The following is a 15,611-nucleotide window of genomic DNA, read 5'->3' as shown; positions in this document are numbered from 1 at the left end:
CGCCGTTCAATCCGTGCGGTCTCCTCGTGGTGTGGGCAGGCACGTTACGCCTTGTCCTGATTCGCATGGTTCATTTGGAGCCCAGCCGTCAGGCCAATGCAAGCCTGCTCATTTTGCCGCGGCGGATGACCACCAAACATCGGGGAAGCCGGTCGCATAGGTCGGATATTCGGCCGGCCGCGTGACGGTGTTCCAATAGGCGATCGATTGCGTGCCGCGATAAAACAGCGGCACGACATAGTGCCCCGCTAGGAGCACGCGGTCGAGCGCCTTGATCGCCGCAACCTGCTCGTCGCGGTTGGGGGCGAAGATCACCATGCGGATCAGTGCGTCGATCGCCGGATCGGCAATGCCCGCATAGTTGCGGGAGCCCTGCTGGTTGGCCGATCCCGAGCCCCAATAGTCGGCCTGCTCGTTGCCGGGGTTCATCGTCTGCGCCCACACATTCCAGATCATGTCGTAGTCGAAGCTGCGCACCCGGTTGGTGTATTGCGAGGCATCCACGGTCCGGACGCGCGCATCGATGCCGATCTTCTTCAGATTGTTGGTATAAGGCACCGCCCAGCGTTCCAGCATCGGGCTCGACAGCAGGATCTCGAAGCTCATCGGCTTGCCGGTCTTGGTATTGACCATGCGGTTGCCCTTGATCTCCCAGCCCGCTTCCTTGAACAGCCCGATCGCCTTGCGCAGGTTGTCGCGGCTCTTCTGCGGATCGCCGCCGACCGGATTGGTATAGGGCGCAGTGAAGACCGCGGGCGACAGCTTGTCCTTGAGGCCACCAAGGATCTCCAACTCGCGGCCCTCAGGCAGACCCGAGGAGGCAAGCTCGGTGTTCCAGAAATAGCTGTCGATGCGCTTGTAGGTGTTGAAGGCGACGGTGCGGTTCAGCTCCTCGAAGTCGAAGCCGTAATTCAGCGCCTCGCGAACCTTTTCGTCCTTGAAGATATCGCGACGGGTGTTCGGCACCAGAGCCTGCATGATGCCAGTGGCGCGCAGTGCGTTGGGGACGTCCTCCTTCTTCACGCGCCCGTCCTTGACGGCGGGGAAATCATAGCCGGTTGCCCAGCGTGCCGCCTGCGTCTCCTGCCAATAGTCACTGTTGCCGGCCCGGAAGGCCTCGAACTCCACGTCCCGATCGCCGAAATAGGTGTAGGTGATAGAGCCGAAATTGTTCTGGCCAACATTCACATTGAGGTCCTTGCCCCAGTAGTCGTCGCGCAACTCGTAGCGGATCGTCGCGCCCGGCGCGAAGGCAGCGATCTTGTAGGGGCCGGATCCCATCACCGGCTCGAGCGTCGTCCTGGAAATGTCGCGCGGCTTGCCGTCCGGTCCCGCGCCCTCCCACCAGTGCTTCGGCACCACGGTCAGCTGTCCCAGGATATTGGGAAGCTCCTTGTTGTTCTTCTCGTCGAAGGTGAAGGTCACGTCGCGTTCGCCCGTCTTCTCGGCCTTTACGACATGCTTGTAGTAGTTGGACAGGAGCGGATTGAGCTCCTTCGATTTGTCGAAACTGAAGACGACGTCATCAGGCGTCACCGGCTTTCCGTCGGCCCACTTGGCTTCCGTGCGCAGCCGGAATGTCGCGCTCGACACGTCGTCGGGAAAGGAAAGCCCTTCCGCCAGCAGGCCGTAGGAGGCGAGCAGCTCGTCGTCGGCCGATTTCATCAGCGTTTCGAAAGGCAGCGTCAGACCGACTGCCGTTTCGCCCTTCGAAAGCAGCGGATTGAAGGTGTCGTACGTGCCGGAGGCGGAAAGTCGCAAGTTACCGCCCTTCGGCGCATCCGGATTGACGTAGTCAAAATGCTTGAATCCCGGCTTGTATTTCAGCGCGCTGATGACGGAACTGCCGATCTGGAAATTTGGCTCCTGGGCAACGGCCTGCAAGGGCAGCGCCATTGCGCCGAGAAGAGAAAACACCAAACCAAATTTCGACCACGTAAGCGCCATTCGCCAACCCCGATTGTTTTTCTGCTTTCGCCGACAATAGGCGAAAAACAGGCGAAAAACAGGTGAGCGAACAGTTTTTGTCCGGCTCGCGGGATCGTGACCAAGGCTGCGGCCCGTCAGCTCGTTGCTTCCTCCAGTCGTTTCCGCAGCATTCCACGCAGTTCCGCCGTCATGCGTGGGTCGCCTCCGAGATCCGGATCGTGCGCTGCGGTCACGATGATCCGAAGGAGTTCAAGCACCAGTGCCGCAAGCAACTCCACGTCGTCGCCAATCGACGGCGCGGCCTTGCGCAGCAGCGCGGTGATATTGCCGCGCAGTTCTGCCCGCGATTGCACCTTGCGTTCCTTGGGAATGTCCCGGCGCGCCGCCAGCACAGGGAACTCGCGATGCTCCTCGAGAAAGGCGCCAAGTCGGGCAAATATCGCGTCGCCGATTTCCGCCGCACGCTTGCCGTCCACGGTCGCCTGCAGATCCACCAGCGCCGCGTTGAGCTGCCGCAGCCGTTCGAGATGGAGCGCTTCCGCCAGAAGCACCTTGGTCGGGAAGAACTGGTAGAGCGAGCCGATCGAGGACTTCGCCTCGGCAGCGATCTCGGTCATCGTCGCGGCTTCGTAGCCTTTGTCGAGAAACACCCTGGCTGCCGCCTCGGTCAGAACGGCAACGCGCTCCCGCCCGCGCTTCTGCTTCGGCGAACGTTTCGTCGGGTCCAGGCTTGATTTTTGTGAGGGCATCCTCATACTTTCAATTGTGAGGATATCCTCATATCTATTTTGGAGCCTTCCATGTCCCTCTACGATCCCAAGACCACGGCCCTGATCTCCATCGATCTGCAGGGCTTCATCATTTCCAGGCCTGTCGCGCCCCATTCCGCCCAGCAGGTAATCGAAAATACCGCCGCAATCGCCAAGTCGCTGAAATCCGCCGGCGGCACTACGATATTCGTGACCGTCGGATTTTCCGCAGACTATGCCGATGCTGTCAACCAGCCGACTGACGAGCCGATTGTCTTCCCACAGGGTGGACTGCCGGCCGAAGCCCTGCGCGAGCCGCCTGAGATCGCGGCGCTCACGCCCGATGTGCGCATCACCAAGCATCAATGGAGCGCCTACTACGGGACTGAAATCGACCTGCAACTGCGCCGCCGCGGCATCAAGACCGTGATTCTCACCGGCATCGCCACCAATTTCGGTGTCGAAGCCACCATTCGCGATGCCTTCGCGCACAATTATGCGGTCATCGCCGTCGAGGATGCGATGACGACGTTCTCGGCCGAGATGCATGCCTTTGCCTGCGAGCGCATCTTCCCGCGCCTTGCCCGGGTGCGCAAAACCGCCGACATTCTTGCTAACGCCTGAGCCTCACAATGCTGCCTGACTGGGCATGGGCGAAAACATCGATTCACCAAAATTGCTTTTCACGGTAGATTCGATCGCAAATCACTCGGCCGCGGCCCGCAGACGCTCAGGACATGGCATGGCTCTCCATACCACCAGCACTTTCCAGACTTTTTTGAAATTGGCATTCGCCGGCGTGCTCGGCGCAAGCCTTGTTGCCGGCGAAGCCGGCGCCGAACAGAAGCAACCGAGTCCCGGGAGCGCCAAGGCGATTTTCGGTTCCGTCTCCCTGCCGAACCAGGGTGCGGCGCAGCCTTTCGGCTTCTATGCGAAAGGCTGCATGTCCGGCGCTGTCGCGCTGCCGGTCGATGGGCCGACCTGGCAGACCATGCGGCTTTCGCGCAATCGCCGCTGGGGCAATCCGGCGATGATCTCGCTCCTGGAGCGGCTGTCTCGTGATGCGGCACAGTATGATGGATGGCCGGGCCTGCTCGTCGGCGACATCTCGCAGCCGCGCGGCGGGCCGATGTTCAACGGCCACGCTTCGCACCAGATCGGACTTGATGCAGATGTCTGGCTGACGCCAATGCCCGCTCATCCCCTGAGCATCGAGGAACGTGAAACGCTGCCTTTCACGACGATGCTGCAGAAGAATGCGTTTCTGACGATAAATCCCAATGTCTGGACCGAATCGCGCGCCCGCCTGTTGATGCGCGCGGCGAGCTATCCGCAGGTCGAGCGGATCTTCGTCAATCCGGCCATCAAGAAGAAGATGTGCGACACCTGGACGGGCGACCGCACCAATCTCGGCAAGCTGCGGCCGATCTACGGTCACGATTCACACTTCCACATCCGCATCAAGTGCCCGCCGGGCACAACCTCTTGCAAGCCGCAAGCGCCGGTGCCCGCCGATGATGGATGCGGCAAGCCGCTCGCATGGTGGTTCACGAAGGAACCATGGGCGCCGCCGAAGCCGCCAAAGCCCGGCACGAAGCCCGTCAAGCCGCGCGAAGTCATGGTCTCCGATCTTCCGAACGCCTGCTCGTCTGTTCTCGCAGCGCCATCCGTCGACTCCATTCAGGCCGCGACGTTTGGTGGAACCCCCGGCGCTCCGGCGATTGCGCCGATGGCGGTGATGCCTGCAGCGGCATCCGACGATGCACTGCCTGACATTGGCCCGGTGCCGGACGACAAGCCGTCCGGTGAGTAGGCGTTGCCATGGGGGCGACGGTCTTTCAAAAGACGGACGCTTCGTATAGAAGCAGCCAAATCGATTGAATTTTCAGGCGGAGGTCCTTTTCATGGCCGGCGGCAAGTGCCTTGCATTGATTGCGCATGACCAGAAGAAAGACGACATGGCGGAGTTCGCACGCCGCCACCGCGAGACATTCGCGAACTGGAAGATCGTCGCCCCCGGCACGACCGGCGGCCGCGTGTTGGAGGCTGCTCCAGACCTCGGCGTGACACGCTTGAAGAGCGGCCCGCTCGGCGGCGACCAGCAGATCGGTGCCCTGATTGCCACAGGCGAAGTCGACGTGTTGATCTTTTTTGTCGATCCTCTGACGCCGATGCCGCATGATGTCGATGTCAAGGCTTTGATGCGGCTTGCAATCGTCTACGATATCCCGATGGCGCTGAACGAAGCGACCGCCGACAAGCTTATTGCCACCCTTCACGCGTAACCGGCGCTTGAATAGCGCGCACGCACGGAACCTGCCATGCCCCAGCTCGATACCCGCGACACCGCCATGCCCTTCCCGATCCTGATCGGCGATATCGGCGGCACCAATGCCCGTTTTGCGATCATCCCCGACGCCACGGCAGAGCAGATCCATTTTCCGAATGTCCGCACCGCCGATTTCGAGACGATCGACGATGCGATCCGAAGCTGCATTCTCGAAAAGAGCAGCCTGCGGCCGCGCTCGGCGATTCTCGCCGTCGCCGGACCGATCAGCGCGGACGAGATCCCGCTGACGAACTGCGACTGGGTTGTCCGCCCGCGCACGATGATCGCTGGACTCGGCATCGAGGACGTGCTCGTTGTCAACGACTTTGAGGCGCAGGCCCTGGCAATTGCCAACCTCTCGGACGAGAACCGCGAGCGCCTTGGCGATGCGTCGGGCAAAATGGTCGCATCCCGTGTCGTCCTCGGCCCCGGCACCGGCCTCGGCGTCGGCGGCCTCGTCCATGCACGCGGCTCATGGATTCCGGTGCCGGGCGAGGGTGGTCACGTCGATCTCGGGCCACGCACCGCGCGAGACCTGCAGATCTTCCCGCATGTGGAAACGATTGAGGGCCGTGTCTCGGCAGAGCAGATCCTTTGCGGCCGTGGTATCGTCAATCTCTACCTGGCGATCTGCACGGCGGATGGCATCGAGCCCGTTTACGCCGACCCTGCTGATATCACCTCGCACGCGCTCGCCGGCTCCGACCCGGTTGCCGTCGAGACGATCAGCCTGTTCTCGACCTATCTCGGCCGTGTCGCCGGCGACATGGCGATGATCTTCATGGCCCGCGGCGGCGTCTTCCTTTCCGGCGGTATCTCGCAGAAGATCCTGCCGGCGCTGAAGAAGCCGGAATTCCGTGCCGCGTTCGAGGACAAGGCGCCGCATTCCGAGCTGCTTTCGACGATCCCGACCTATGTCGTCACCCACCCGCTTGCGGCTGTCGCAGGGCTCTCGTCCTATGCCCGCAACCCCGAGAGCTTCGGCGTCTCGACCGACGGCCGCCGCTGGCGGGCGTAACACTCTGGTCAAAAGGCTGCCAACTCTTTATAGACCCGCGCGAGCGCACGCAGTCATGAGGACATGCGTGTCCTGACACACAGGAAGACTGATTTTTGCAAGCACCGGACACCAAGCAGACGCCCGTAAACAGCGACAGCATCACCGGCATCTTGAAGCGCATCATCGCAGAGAACGGCCGGGATCATCTCTGGGGCTATGTTTTCGCGATCAGCTGCCTCGTCATCGTTGCCTTGTCGACGGCGTACACCGCCTGGATCATGAAGTCTGTCATCAACGAGGCGTTCGAACACCGACGTGCCGACATCGTCTGGGTGATCTGTTTCACCATCTTCGTAGCCTTCGTGTTGCGCGGCTTTGCAAGCTACGGTCAGGCGGTGGTGCTGTCGAAGATCGGCAACAACATCGTGGCGCGGTACCAGCAGCGTGCCTATGCGCACCTGATGAAGCTGTCGCTCGGATACTTCAACCAGACACGCTCGGCTCACGTCGTTGCACAGCTCAATCAGAACATCGGCGGCATCCGTGATGTGATGAACCTGACGATCACGTCGACGGTGCGCGATCTCCTGACGTTCGTCTCCCTGCTCGCCGTTATGATCATTCAGGATCCGCTGCTCAGCCTGGCGGTGTTTGTTCTGGCGCCGCCTCTTCTTTATGCACTGCGATACGTGTCGAAGCGGCTTCGCGTGGCAACCAAGGAGGCGATCAACGTCAACAGCCACGTCGCCGGTGCGATGCAGGAAACCATCCAGGGTATCGCCATCGTCAAGGCCTTCACCATGGAGCGCCAGCTCGAGCAGAAGGTCGACAAGCTTGTCCAAAGCGCGGAATGGCGCGCCAACCGCATCGCCCGCCTGTCCGAACGCACGGCGCCACTTACCGAAAGCTTCGCCGGCCTGGCGGTGGCGAGCGTCCTTGCCTATGCCGCTTACGGGACGATCTATAACAACATTCCGCCGGGCGCCTTCTTCTCCTTCGTAACGGCATTGCTGCTCGCCTATGATCCGGCGCGCCGCCTCGCACGTCTTCAGGTGCAGATGGAGCGTGCTGTCGTCAACGCCCGCATGATCTATGAATTCCTCGATACGGTGCCGCATCAGCGCGATGTGCCCGGCGCAAAGCCGCTCGTCGTGACGGAAGCCAAGATAGAGTTCCGCAACGTCTCCTTCGCCTATGGCGACGATGAAGTTCTTCGCGATGTCAGCCTTGTTGCCGATGGCGGAAAGACGACGGCGCTCGTCGGGCCGTCGGGCGCCGGCAAATCGACGATCATCACGCTCATTCCGCGCTTCTACGATCCGAAGGCAGGCCAGATCCTGATCGATGGTCAGGACATTGCGCATGTGACGAAACGGTCGCTGCGCGAGCAGTTGGCCTATGTCTCCCAGCAGCCCTATCTCTTTGAAGGTTCGATCCGCGACAACATCCGCTACGGCCGCCCGGAGGCGACGGATGAGGATGTTGAGCGCGCCGCGCGCCTTGCCTATGCGCACGAGTTCATCCTGGCGCAGCCGCAAGGCTACGACACGCCGGTCGGCGAGAACGGCGTGACGCTTTCCGGCGGCCAGCGCCAACGGCTTTCGATCGCCCGCGCCCTTGTCCGCAACGCGCCGATCCTGCTCCTGGATGAGGCGACCTCGGCACTGGACACGGAGTCGGAAGCCGCGGTGCAGAAGGCGCTCGATGGCGCCATGGTCGGACGCACGGTGGTTGTCATTGCCCACCGCCTGTCCACCGTTGTCCGCGCCGACAAGATCGTCGTCATGCAACAGGGCCGCGTCATCGAAGAAGGCAATCACGATAGCCTTGCGCAGCGTAGCGACGGTCTTTACGCTCGCCTCAACAATCTTCAGAGGCCAGCCGCCTCGGATGCCCGCTGATAGGATGATCGACTGACATGACCGATGCTGCGATGAAACTGGTTGTAGTTGGCGCGGCAGGGCGCATGGGGCAGACGCTTATCCGTCTCATCCACGCCATCGATGGCGTGACGCTGCATGCCGCGGTCGAACGTCCGGGCTCTCCCTTCGTCGGCAAGGATGCTGGCGAAATTGCCGGTCTCGGCGCGAATGGCGTTATCATCGGCGATGATCCGCTGGCGGCCTTTCTGCATGCCGAAGGCGTCCTCGATTTCACGTCGCCCGCCGGCACCGTGGAGTTCGCGGCGCTGGCTGCGCAGGCGCGCATTGTCCATGTCATCGGCACGACCGGCTGCTCTGCTGATGACGATGCGAAGATCGCGGCTGCGGCGCGTCACGCCCGTGTCGTCAAATCAGGCAATATGGGGCTCGGCGTGAACCTGCTCAGCGTTCTTGTCGAGCAGGCCGCTCGTGCGCTGGATCCCGCAGACTGGGATATCGAAGTGCTTGAAATGCACCACAAGCGCAAGGTCGATGCCCCTTCGGGCACGGCGCTGCTCTTGGGTGATGCGGCTGCCAAGGGTAGGGGCGTCGATCTCGCCTCGCATTCGGTGCGGGTGCGCGACGGCCACACCGGTCCGCGCGAGCAGGGCACAATCGGGTTTGCCACGCTGCGCGGCGGCTCGGTTGTCGGCGAGCATTCGGTGATATTTGCCGGAGAAGGCGAAACGGTGACGATGTCGCACAGCGCCACCGATCGTTCGATCTTCGGCCGCGGTGCCGTCAAGGCAGCGCTCTGGGCGCGCGACAAGAAGCCCGGTCTCTATTCCATGCTCGACGTGCTCGGGCTTTCTTCAAAGTAATCTATTTCGGAGGCATTTTTCATGAGCGGCACTCTCGTCCTTGTTCGCCACGGCCAGAGCGACTGGAACCTCAAGAACCTTTTCACCGGCTGGAAGGACCCTGAACTGACCGAGCTCGGCATTCAGGAAGCCAACACCGGCGGCAAGGCGCTCGCCGATTACGGCATCAAGTTCGACGTCGCCTTCACCTCGGACCTGAAGCGCGCCCAGGACACCCTGAAGATCATTCTCGACAACGTCGGTCAGCCGGACCTCAAGACCTTCAAGGATCAGGCGTTGAACGAGCGCGATTACGGTGATCTTTCCGGCCTCAACAAGGATGACGCCCGCGCCAAGTGGGGTGAGGAGCAGGTCCACATCTGGCGTCGCTCCTACGACGTACCGCCTCCGGGCGGCGAAAGCCTGCGCGACACCGGTGCCCGCGTCTGGCCTTACTACCTGACGGAAATCCTGCCCAGGGTCCTGCGCGGCGAAAAGGTGCTGGTCGCTGCCCATGGCAACTCGCTGCGTTCGCTTGTCATGGTGCTCGACCGCCTGTCCAAGGAACAGATCCTCGCGCTCAATCTCGCGACGGGCGTTCCCATGGTCTACAAGCTCAACGCCGACTCGACCGTCGCTTCCAAGGAAGTGCTCGGCGATATGTCCGGCGCGCATTGACATCAAGGCGCCGCGCATCTGTTGTTGCTGCGCGGCGCTTTTCCAACTTGTTGGCACCGGCTTTTTAGCCTTCTGACGTGCTTTCCGCCTGAGGCGCCTTCTTCCGGGCAGCCTCGAAATCCGGTAGACGATTGGCGATCCACTGCCAGAGCGTCACCACCTCCACCAGAAGCTCACCGCCAAGCGGCGTCAATTCGTATTCCACGCGTGGCGGCACCTGCGGGTAGAGCGTCCGCGTCACTAGGCCGTCGCTCTCAAGCGTCCGCAGCGTCTGCGTCAGCACCTTCTGGCTGATCCCTTCCACCCGTTCCAGAACGCGCGAAAAGCGCAAGGGGCCTTTTGCCTCAGCCAATATGTGCATGACGCGCAGCGGCCATTTGGCACTGGCGCGCTCCAGCATCGCGCGCGCAAGCGCGTCCTCCTCGTCCGTCAGCGTTTCACAGAAGTCGAATGCATGATCGTTCAGGACGGTTACCATAAGGTATGTATAGATCCTCAGGGTACCTTCTTTCAAGATGAAACTGCCTCGCCTATATCCCTCGTGACGGATCAAGGAGGTTTCTGATGTCACAGGTTTGGTTGATTACAGGCAGTTCCCGCGGCCTCGGCAGGGCGCTTGCGGAGGCGGTGCTGGCGGCAGGGCACAAGCTGGTCGCGACAGCGCGCGATCCTTCGCAGCTTGAAGACATTAGAGAGCGCTATGGGGACAACGTCCTGACGATATCTTTGGATGTCACCGACGAACAATCGGCTGCTTCCGCCGTGAAGGCGGCGGTAGAAACGTTCGGCCGCCTCGACGTGCTCGTCAACAATGCGGGCTACGGCGACGTCGGATCGATCGAGGACACCAGCCTTGCCGATTTCCGCGCCCAGATCGAAACCAACCTGTTCGGAACGATCATCGTCACCAAGGCGGCCCTGCCGCTGATGCGTGAGCACGGCTTCGGCCACATCATCCAGTTTTCTTCCGTCGGCGGCCGCATCGGCCCCGCCGGTCGCGCGCCCTATGCCGCGGCCAAGTGGGGCGTCGAGGGTTTCTCGGAAGTTCTCAGCAGAGAGGTTGGCCCGCTCGGCGTCAAGGTAACGATCATCGAGCCGGGCGGCTTCCGGACCGATTTCGCCGGTGCGTCCACGCAACTTCGCGAGGGTCGCCCGGAATACGAAGACACGGTCGGCAAGATGGCTCGCTACCAGCGCGACTATAACGGCAAGCAGCCGGGCGACCCGGCGAAGGCGGCTGCTGCTGTGGTCTACATCGCCAGCCTCGCCGAACCGCCGCTGCGCTTACTGCTCGGCAGCGATGCGGTGCGCGGCGTCGAACAGAACGATGCCGTCAGGGCGGAGGCCCATCGGCAATGGCGCGACCTCAGCGTCTCCACCGATTTCGAACCCGGGGCGGGTGCGGGAAAGTTCCCTTGGGAGGGAAAATAGCCTTTTCGCTCGCGGGCTATGGCAGAAATCCCTGGGTCCCCGACACGACTCGCCTTCGCTTAGTTCTCGATCGTGAACTGCACGCGATCCGCTGAAAACCGCGTGATCGCGTATTGCACCGGAACGCCCTCGAGATCGGTGTTGACAGCCTTGGTGATGAGCACGATCGCTCCCGGTGTCAGTTCGAGCGCGGCAAGGTCGGCGGCATCGGCATGGGCGGCGGTGATCTCCGTCGTCGCGCGGACATAGTCGGAGAGGCCGAGGTCGGCAAAGGCGCGGGTGATCGATTCCGTCTTCTCGTAGACTGCGGGCAAGCCCGTAAAGCGTTCCGCCGGAAACCAAGCCGTTGCGCACGAGACCGGCCGGTCGTCGGCCTTGCGCACCGTCTCCATGCGGATCACGGGCGCCCCCGCCCGCAGCTTCAGCCAGCGCGCCACCTCTTCGTCCGCTCTTTCCTCTCTGTGACTGAGCAGCAGCCCGCGCATCGCGCGCGCCTGCTCGCCGATCCCGGCCGTGAACCGCGTCCGCCTGGTGATCGGAAAGTTCAGACGCTCCTTGCGCTCAATCAGCGTGCCGCGTCCCTGCACGGCGCGCACGATCCCTTCCTGGGCAAGGGCTGCGATCGCGCTTCTGACCGTATGCCTGTTGACGCCGAACTGCTGCGCCAGAAGCGTCTCGGCCGGCACCATGCCGGTCTCGTCATAGGCACCGGCGCTGATCGCCTGGCGGATACGATCGGCGATCTGCCGCCAGAGCGCCACGCCCGTCTGTCTTTGTACCTGCCCAGCCATTTCGCTCCTCGATGTCACACGCTTGTCACGTCCGCGTTTTAAGCCTAAACATATCTTGTATAGTTGTCTATATCAATAGACATTTAAAGGATGTGGCGATGACCTTAGCGGAAAAGAATGAGACGGCGGCAGGTGGGCGCAAGCGCGTCGTCGACCTGCTTGCTCGCGCGGAACGGCAGGAATTGCTGGCGGCATGGGACAAGCTGGCGGAAAAGCCTGCGGTCCAGCCGGTGCGTGGACCGGAAACGGGCCTCGTCATGATTCGCGGCCGGATGGGTGGCGGTGGTGCGCCATTCAACCTCGGCGAGGTAACGGTCACCCGCGCCACCGTGCGCCTCGCATCAGGCACCGTCGGTCACGCCCAGGCGCTCGGCACCGATCGCGAGAAGGCCCGACTTTCAGCCATCTTCGACGCCCTCTGGCAGGAGCCGGTAACGCAGCCGCTTGTCGAGCAGGCGCTTCTTCAGCCGATCGCTTCCCGCGTCGCCGATGCCGATCGCCGCAAGGCCGACGAGACGGCGGCAACGCGCGTCGATTTCTTCACCATGGTTCGCGGAGACGACTGATGAGCCTCAAGACGGAAGTTCCTAAGAATGACGTATTGGCCGGAGGCTTCGCCGAGCCGGTCTTCCACGCCCAGAGCGTGTTCAAGCTGATGATGGATGCGATGGCGCGTCCGGGCACGATCCAGACGGTCGCCCCCGATGCTCTGCCGCCGGCCCCGCTCGGCGTTGCATCAGGCGCGATCGCCCTCACGCTCTGCGACCATGACACGCCCGTCTGGCTGTCATCAGGGCTGGCAAAATCCGCTGTGCCGCAATGGCTCGGCTTCTATACCGGTGCGCCGGTGACGCCGGAGAAGGCCGAAGCGCGCTTCGCCTTTGTCGAAGCCGGAACACCTCTGTCGTCGTTCGGTCTCTTCGCCGCAGGCACGCAGGAGTATCCGGACCGTTCGACGACCGTTGTCATCGAACTGGCGGATATCGAAGGCGGCCGCAAGCTGGCGTTCATGGGCCCCGGCATCAAGACGGTCACCGACATCGCGCCGCTTGGCCTGCCAGATACCTTCCTCCGCCTCTGGACGGAGAACCGCGCCCTCTTCCCGCGCGGCATCGACATCGTGCTGACCTCGGGCAGCCGGTTCGTCTGCCTGCCGCGCACCACCAAGATCACCGCGACGGAGATGTGACCCATGTATGTTGCTGTCAAAGGGGGCGAGGCCGCCATTGCCAACGCCCATCGCCTGCTGGCGGATCGCCGTCGCGGCAACCGTTCGTTGCCGGCTATCGGTATCGACCAGATCGTGGCGCAACTGGCGCTGGCCGTCGACCGTGTCATGGCCGAAGCCTCGCTCTACGATCGCACGCTTGCAGCGCTTGCCGTCCGCCAGTCGCGCGGCGACATGATCGAAGCGATCTTCCTGCTTCGCGCCTATCGCACGACGCTACCGCGCTTCGGCTATAGCAAGCCTGTTGACACCGCCCGCATGAAGATCGAGCGTCGCGTCTCCGCCACCTACAAGGATCTGCCCGGCGGCCAGCTGCTCGGCCCGACCTTCGACTACACGCATCGCCTTCTCGACCCTTCGCTACTGACCGACGAAGCCGTCGAAGAACCGACGCTTCGCGAGGCAGAAACCGGCCGCGTCATGCGCGTTTCGGAAATCCTGGCGCAGGAAGGCCTGATCGAGGGCGATGGCGAAATGCCCGAGGATCACGAGATCGGCGACCTGACCCGCGAGCCGATGGAATTCCCGATGACGCGCGATCTGCGCCTTCAGGCGCTCGCCCGTGGCGACGAAGGTTTCCTGCTGGCGCTCGGTTATTCCACGCAGCGCGGTTACGGCCGCAACCATCCGTTCACCGGCGAGATCCGCATCGGTGAGGTCGACGTCGAATTCGACGTTCCCGAACTCGGCTTCGCCGTCTCGCTCGGCACCATCCAGGTGACGGAGTGCCAGATGGTTAACCAGTTCAAGGGTTCGTCCAAGGCGCCGCCGCAGTTTACCCGCGGCTATGGCCTGGTCTTCGGCCAGAGCGAGCGCAAGGCGATGTCCATGTCGCTCGTCGATCGTGCGCTGCGCGCCGAAGAACTCGGCGAGGACATCACGGCTCCGGCACAGGACGAGGAATTCGTCATCTCGCATGCCGACAATGTGCAGTCGACCGGCTTCGTCGAACACCTGAAGTTGCCCCACTACGTCGACTTCCAGGCGGAACTCGATTTGGTGCGCCGCATGCGCAACGAATTCGAAGCCAACCGCATCGGCGGCGATGACACGATCAAGGAGGCTGCGGAATGACCGATCTAGCCAGCTACAATTTCGCTTACCTCGACGAACAGACGAAGCGCATGATCCGCCGCGCGATCTTGAAGGCGATCGCCGTCCCCGGCTACCAGGTACCCTTCGCCTCGCGCGAAATGCCAATGCCGTACGGCTGGGGCACCGGCGGCGTGCAGGTCACGGCCTCGATCGTCGGGCCGGATGACGTGCTGAAGGTCATCGACCAGGGCGCCGACGATACGACCAACGCCGTCTCGATCCGCGCCTTCTTCCAGAAGGTCGCAAGCGTGGCAGTGACGACGCATACCAAGGATGCAACGATCATCCAGACCCGCCACCGTATCCCGGAAGAAAAGCTCGCCGCCAACCAGGTGCTGGTCTACCAGGTTCCGATCCCGGAACCGCTGCGCTTCCTCGAGCCGCGCGAGACCGAAACCCGCAAGATGCACGCGCTTGAGGAATACGGTCTCATGCATGTGAAGCTCTATGAGGACATCGCGCATAACGGCCGCATCTCCAAGACCTATGCCTATCCGGTCAAGGTCGCCGGCCGCTACGTCATGGACCCGTCGCCGACGCCGAAGTTCGACAATCCGAAAATGCACATGTCGGACGCGCTGCAGCTCTTCGGGGCAGGGCGCGAGAAGCGCATCTATGCCGTTCCGCCCTATACCGAAGTCGTCAGCCTCGATTTCGACGACTATCCCTTCGAGATCCAGCGCTTCGGCAAGCCCTGTGCGCTCTGCGGCGCGGAAGAGGTCTATCTCGACGAGGTCATCCTCGATGACAAGGGCGGGCGCATGTTCGTCTGCTCCGACACTGACCATTGCGAAGATCGCCGCGCCCATGGGCATGCCGGCGAGATGTTGGCACCCAATCAGGAGGCCGCCGAATGAGCGACACCCCGCTTCTCAAAGTCAACGACGTCTCGAAGTTCTACGGCAACCGTATCGGCTGCCGGAAGGTCTCCTTCGAGCTCTGGCCCGGCGAAGTGCTCGCCATCGTCGGTGAATCCGGCTCAGGCAAGACGACGCTGCTCAATTGCATCTCGACGCGGTTGATGCCGACCGCCGGCAGCGTCGAATACCACATGCGCGACGGCGCCTATCGCGACCTCTACCGCATGAACGAGGCCGAGCGCCGCTTCCTGATGCGCACGGACTGGGGTTTCGTGCATCAGAATCCGGCTGACGGTCTGCGCATGACGGTGTCTGCGGGTGCCAATGTCGGCGAACGCCTGATGGCGATCGGCGACCGCCACTACGGCAACATCCGCTCCACAGCTATCGACTGGCTGCAGCGCGTCGAGATCGACGAAGGCCGTATCGATGACCAGCCGCGCGCCTTCTCCGGCGGCATGCGCCAGCGTCTGCAGATCGCCCGCAATCTGGTGACCGGCCCGCGTCTGGTGTTCATGGACGAGCCGACCGGCGGCCTCGACGTGTCGGTGCAGGCACGCTTGCTCGATCTCGTGCGTGGTCTCGTCAACGATCTAGGCCTTGCCGCGATCATCGTCACCCACGACCTCGCCGTCGCGCGCCTGCTGTCGCACCGCATGATGGTGATGAAGGATGGCCATGTCATCGAGCATGGGCTGACCGATCGCGTCCTCGACGATCCGCGCGAGCCATACACGCAGCTCCTCGTTTCCTCCATCCTGCAGGTCTGATCGCGAATGCTGTTCGGACTCCGGCTCCA

The 15,611-nt window shown here is 62.6% G+C and carries 17 protein-coding genes; 13 read left to right on the top strand and 4 right to left on the bottom strand.

The genetic code is table 11. The annotated features are described in order from the left end of the window. Window positions 1-108: 108 nt before the first annotated feature. Window positions 109-1,947, bottom strand: coding sequence for an extracellular solute-binding protein (locus tag AF71_RS01600; RefSeq protein WP_169679425.1), 1,839 nt, complete (start codon window positions 1,945-1,947; stop codon window positions 109-111). Between the two features lie 116 nt (window positions 1,948-2,063). Then, the gene (locus AF71_RS01595) at window positions 2,064-2,678 is read right to left on the bottom strand and encodes a TetR/AcrR family transcriptional regulator (protein WP_113160417.1); all 615 of its coding nucleotides are present in this window, start codon (window positions 2,676-2,678) and stop codon (window positions 2,064-2,066) included. Window positions 2,679-2,729: 51 nt separating this feature from the next. Between AF71_RS01595 and AF71_RS01590 the strand changes: the two genes are divergently transcribed. From AF71_RS01590 to AF71_RS01560, 7 genes are all read left to right on the top strand, one after another. Beyond that, the gene (locus tag AF71_RS01590; RefSeq protein WP_169679423.1) at window positions 2,730-3,302 is read left to right on the top strand and encodes a hydrolase; all 573 of its coding nucleotides are present in this window, start codon (window positions 2,730-2,732) and stop codon (window positions 3,300-3,302) included. A gap of 118 nt (window positions 3,303-3,420) precedes the next feature. Continuing rightward, on the top strand, window positions 3,421-4,491 hold the full coding sequence (mepA, locus tag AF71_RS01585) for a penicillin-insensitive murein endopeptidase (RefSeq protein ID WP_025658581.1): 1,071 nt from the start codon (window positions 3,421-3,423) through the stop codon (window positions 4,489-4,491). A 91-nt stretch (window positions 4,492-4,582) separates the two neighbouring features. Continuing rightward, window positions 4,583-4,963, top strand: a complete 381-nt coding sequence (locus tag AF71_RS01580; RefSeq protein ID WP_169679420.1) for a methylglyoxal synthase — start codon at window positions 4,583-4,585, stop codon at window positions 4,961-4,963. A 36-nt stretch (window positions 4,964-4,999) separates the two neighbouring features. Then, the gene (locus AF71_RS01575) at window positions 5,000-6,025 is read left to right on the top strand and encodes a glucokinase (RefSeq protein WP_018855276.1); all 1,026 of its coding nucleotides are present in this window, start codon (window positions 5,000-5,002) and stop codon (window positions 6,023-6,025) included. Between the two features lie 95 nt (window positions 6,026-6,120). Further along, the gene (locus AF71_RS01570) at window positions 6,121-7,908 is read left to right on the top strand and encodes an ABC transporter ATP-binding protein (RefSeq protein WP_018855275.1); all 1,788 of its coding nucleotides are present in this window, start codon (window positions 6,121-6,123) and stop codon (window positions 7,906-7,908) included. A 17-nt stretch (window positions 7,909-7,925) separates the two neighbouring features. Next, window positions 7,926-8,750 carry a 4-hydroxy-tetrahydrodipicolinate reductase gene (gene dapB, locus AF71_RS01565; RefSeq protein ID WP_018855274.1) on the top strand — a complete coding sequence of 275 codons (825 nt, stop codon included), beginning with the start codon at window positions 7,926-7,928 and terminating at the stop codon, window positions 8,748-8,750. A 21-nt stretch (window positions 8,751-8,771) separates the two neighbouring features. Beyond that, window positions 8,772-9,407, top strand: coding sequence for a 2,3-bisphosphoglycerate-dependent phosphoglycerate mutase (locus tag AF71_RS01560; protein ID WP_018855273.1), 636 nt, complete (start codon window positions 8,772-8,774; stop codon window positions 9,405-9,407). Between the two features lie 64 nt (window positions 9,408-9,471). On the opposite strand, the gene AF71_RS01555 is transcribed toward AF71_RS01560, so the two are convergent. Next, window positions 9,472-9,885, bottom strand: a complete 414-nt coding sequence (locus AF71_RS01555; protein ID WP_169679601.1) for a helix-turn-helix domain-containing protein — start codon at window positions 9,883-9,885, stop codon at window positions 9,472-9,474. Between the two features lie 86 nt (window positions 9,886-9,971). On the opposite strand from AF71_RS01555, the gene AF71_RS01550 reads away from it, so the two are divergent. After that, the gene (locus AF71_RS01550; RefSeq protein WP_169679417.1) at window positions 9,972-10,838 is read left to right on the top strand and encodes an oxidoreductase; all 867 of its coding nucleotides are present in this window, start codon (window positions 9,972-9,974) and stop codon (window positions 10,836-10,838) included. A gap of 59 nt (window positions 10,839-10,897) precedes the next feature. Here the strand turns inward: AF71_RS01550 and phnF are convergent, their stop codons facing one another. Further along, window positions 10,898-11,629, bottom strand: a complete 732-nt coding sequence (phnF, locus tag AF71_RS01545; RefSeq protein ID WP_169679414.1) for a phosphonate metabolism transcriptional regulator PhnF — start codon at window positions 11,627-11,629, stop codon at window positions 10,898-10,900. A 98-nt stretch (window positions 11,630-11,727) separates the two neighbouring features. Here phnF and phnG point away from each other — a divergent pair, with 98 nt between their 5' ends. Genes phnG through phnK form a run of 5 tightly spaced genes read left to right on the top strand, consistent with a single transcriptional unit; the run spans window position 11,728 to window position 15,582 of the window. After that, the gene (gene phnG / locus AF71_RS01540) at window positions 11,728-12,195 is read left to right on the top strand and encodes a phosphonate C-P lyase system protein PhnG (RefSeq protein ID WP_025658588.1); all 468 of its coding nucleotides are present in this window, start codon (window positions 11,728-11,730) and stop codon (window positions 12,193-12,195) included. After that, window positions 12,195-12,818, top strand: coding sequence for a phosphonate C-P lyase system protein PhnH (gene phnH / locus AF71_RS01535; protein ID WP_169679411.1), 624 nt, complete (start codon window positions 12,195-12,197; stop codon window positions 12,816-12,818). The genes phnG and phnH overlap by 1 nt, the downstream gene beginning before the upstream one ends. A gap of 3 nt (window positions 12,819-12,821) precedes the next feature. After that, entirely contained in the window at window positions 12,822-13,931 is a 1,110-nt protein-coding gene (locus tag AF71_RS01530; protein ID WP_169679408.1) for a carbon-phosphorus lyase complex subunit PhnI, read from the top strand. Continuing rightward, window positions 13,928-14,809, top strand: a complete 882-nt coding sequence (locus AF71_RS01525) for an alpha-D-ribose 1-methylphosphonate 5-phosphate C-P-lyase PhnJ (RefSeq protein ID WP_169679405.1) — start codon at window positions 13,928-13,930, stop codon at window positions 14,807-14,809. The genes AF71_RS01530 and AF71_RS01525 overlap by 4 nt, the downstream gene beginning before the upstream one ends. Continuing rightward, window positions 14,806-15,582: a phosphonate C-P lyase system protein PhnK gene (gene phnK, locus AF71_RS01520; RefSeq protein ID WP_113160426.1), complete on the top strand. Its 777-nt coding sequence runs from the start codon at window positions 14,806-14,808 to the stop codon at window positions 15,580-15,582. Before AF71_RS01525 ends, phnK begins: the two co-directional genes overlap by 4 nt. Window positions 15,583-15,611: the final 29 nt, after the last annotated feature.

The organism is Rhizobium sp. 57MFTsu3.2 (assembly GCF_012932765.1).
Classification (GTDB): domain Bacteria; phylum Pseudomonadota; class Alphaproteobacteria; order Rhizobiales; family Rhizobiaceae; genus Rhizobium; species Rhizobium altiplani.
This window is presented reverse-complemented; position numbering and strand designations above follow the sequence as displayed.

Bases quoted from the DNA above. Each gene is read 5' to 3' on its own strand.
- AF71_RS01600 (WP_169679425.1), bottom strand. From the start codon at position 1,947: ATGGCGCTTACGTGGTCGAAATTTGGTTTGGTGTTTTCTCTTCTCGGC.
- AF71_RS01595 (WP_113160417.1), bottom strand. From the start codon at position 2,678: ATGCCCTCACAAAAATCAAGCCTGGACCCGACGAAACGTTCGCCGAAG.
- AF71_RS01590 (WP_169679423.1), top strand. From the start codon at position 2,730: ATGTCCCTCTACGATCCCAAGACCACGGCCCTGATCTCCATCGATCTG.
- mepA (WP_025658581.1), top strand. From the start codon at position 3,421: ATGGCTCTCCATACCACCAGCACTTTCCAGACTTTTTTGAAATTGGCA.
- AF71_RS01580 (WP_169679420.1), top strand. From the start codon at position 4,583: ATGGCCGGCGGCAAGTGCCTTGCATTGATTGCGCATGACCAGAAGAAA.
- AF71_RS01575 (WP_018855276.1), top strand. From the start codon at position 5,000: ATGCCCCAGCTCGATACCCGCGACACCGCCATGCCCTTCCCGATCCTG.
- dapB (WP_018855274.1), top strand. From the start codon at position 7,926: ATGACCGATGCTGCGATGAAACTGGTTGTAGTTGGCGCGGCAGGGCGC.
- AF71_RS01560 (WP_018855273.1), top strand. From the start codon at position 8,772: ATGAGCGGCACTCTCGTCCTTGTTCGCCACGGCCAGAGCGACTGGAAC.
- AF71_RS01555 (WP_169679601.1), bottom strand. From the start codon at position 9,885: ATGGTAACCGTCCTGAACGATCATGCATTCGACTTCTGTGAAACGCTG.
- AF71_RS01550 (WP_169679417.1), top strand. From the start codon at position 9,972: ATGTCACAGGTTTGGTTGATTACAGGCAGTTCCCGCGGCCTCGGCAGG.
- phnF (WP_169679414.1), bottom strand. From the start codon at position 11,629: ATGGCTGGGCAGGTACAAAGACAGACGGGCGTGGCGCTCTGGCGGCAG.
- phnG (WP_025658588.1), top strand. From the start codon at position 11,728: ATGACCTTAGCGGAAAAGAATGAGACGGCGGCAGGTGGGCGCAAGCGC.
- phnH (WP_169679411.1), top strand. From the start codon at position 12,195: ATGAGCCTCAAGACGGAAGTTCCTAAGAATGACGTATTGGCCGGAGGC.
- AF71_RS01530 (WP_169679408.1), top strand. From the start codon at position 12,822: ATGTATGTTGCTGTCAAAGGGGGCGAGGCCGCCATTGCCAACGCCCAT.
- AF71_RS01525 (WP_169679405.1), top strand. From the start codon at position 13,928: ATGACCGATCTAGCCAGCTACAATTTCGCTTACCTCGACGAACAGACG.
- phnK (WP_113160426.1), top strand. From the start codon at position 14,806: ATGAGCGACACCCCGCTTCTCAAAGTCAACGACGTCTCGAAGTTCTAC.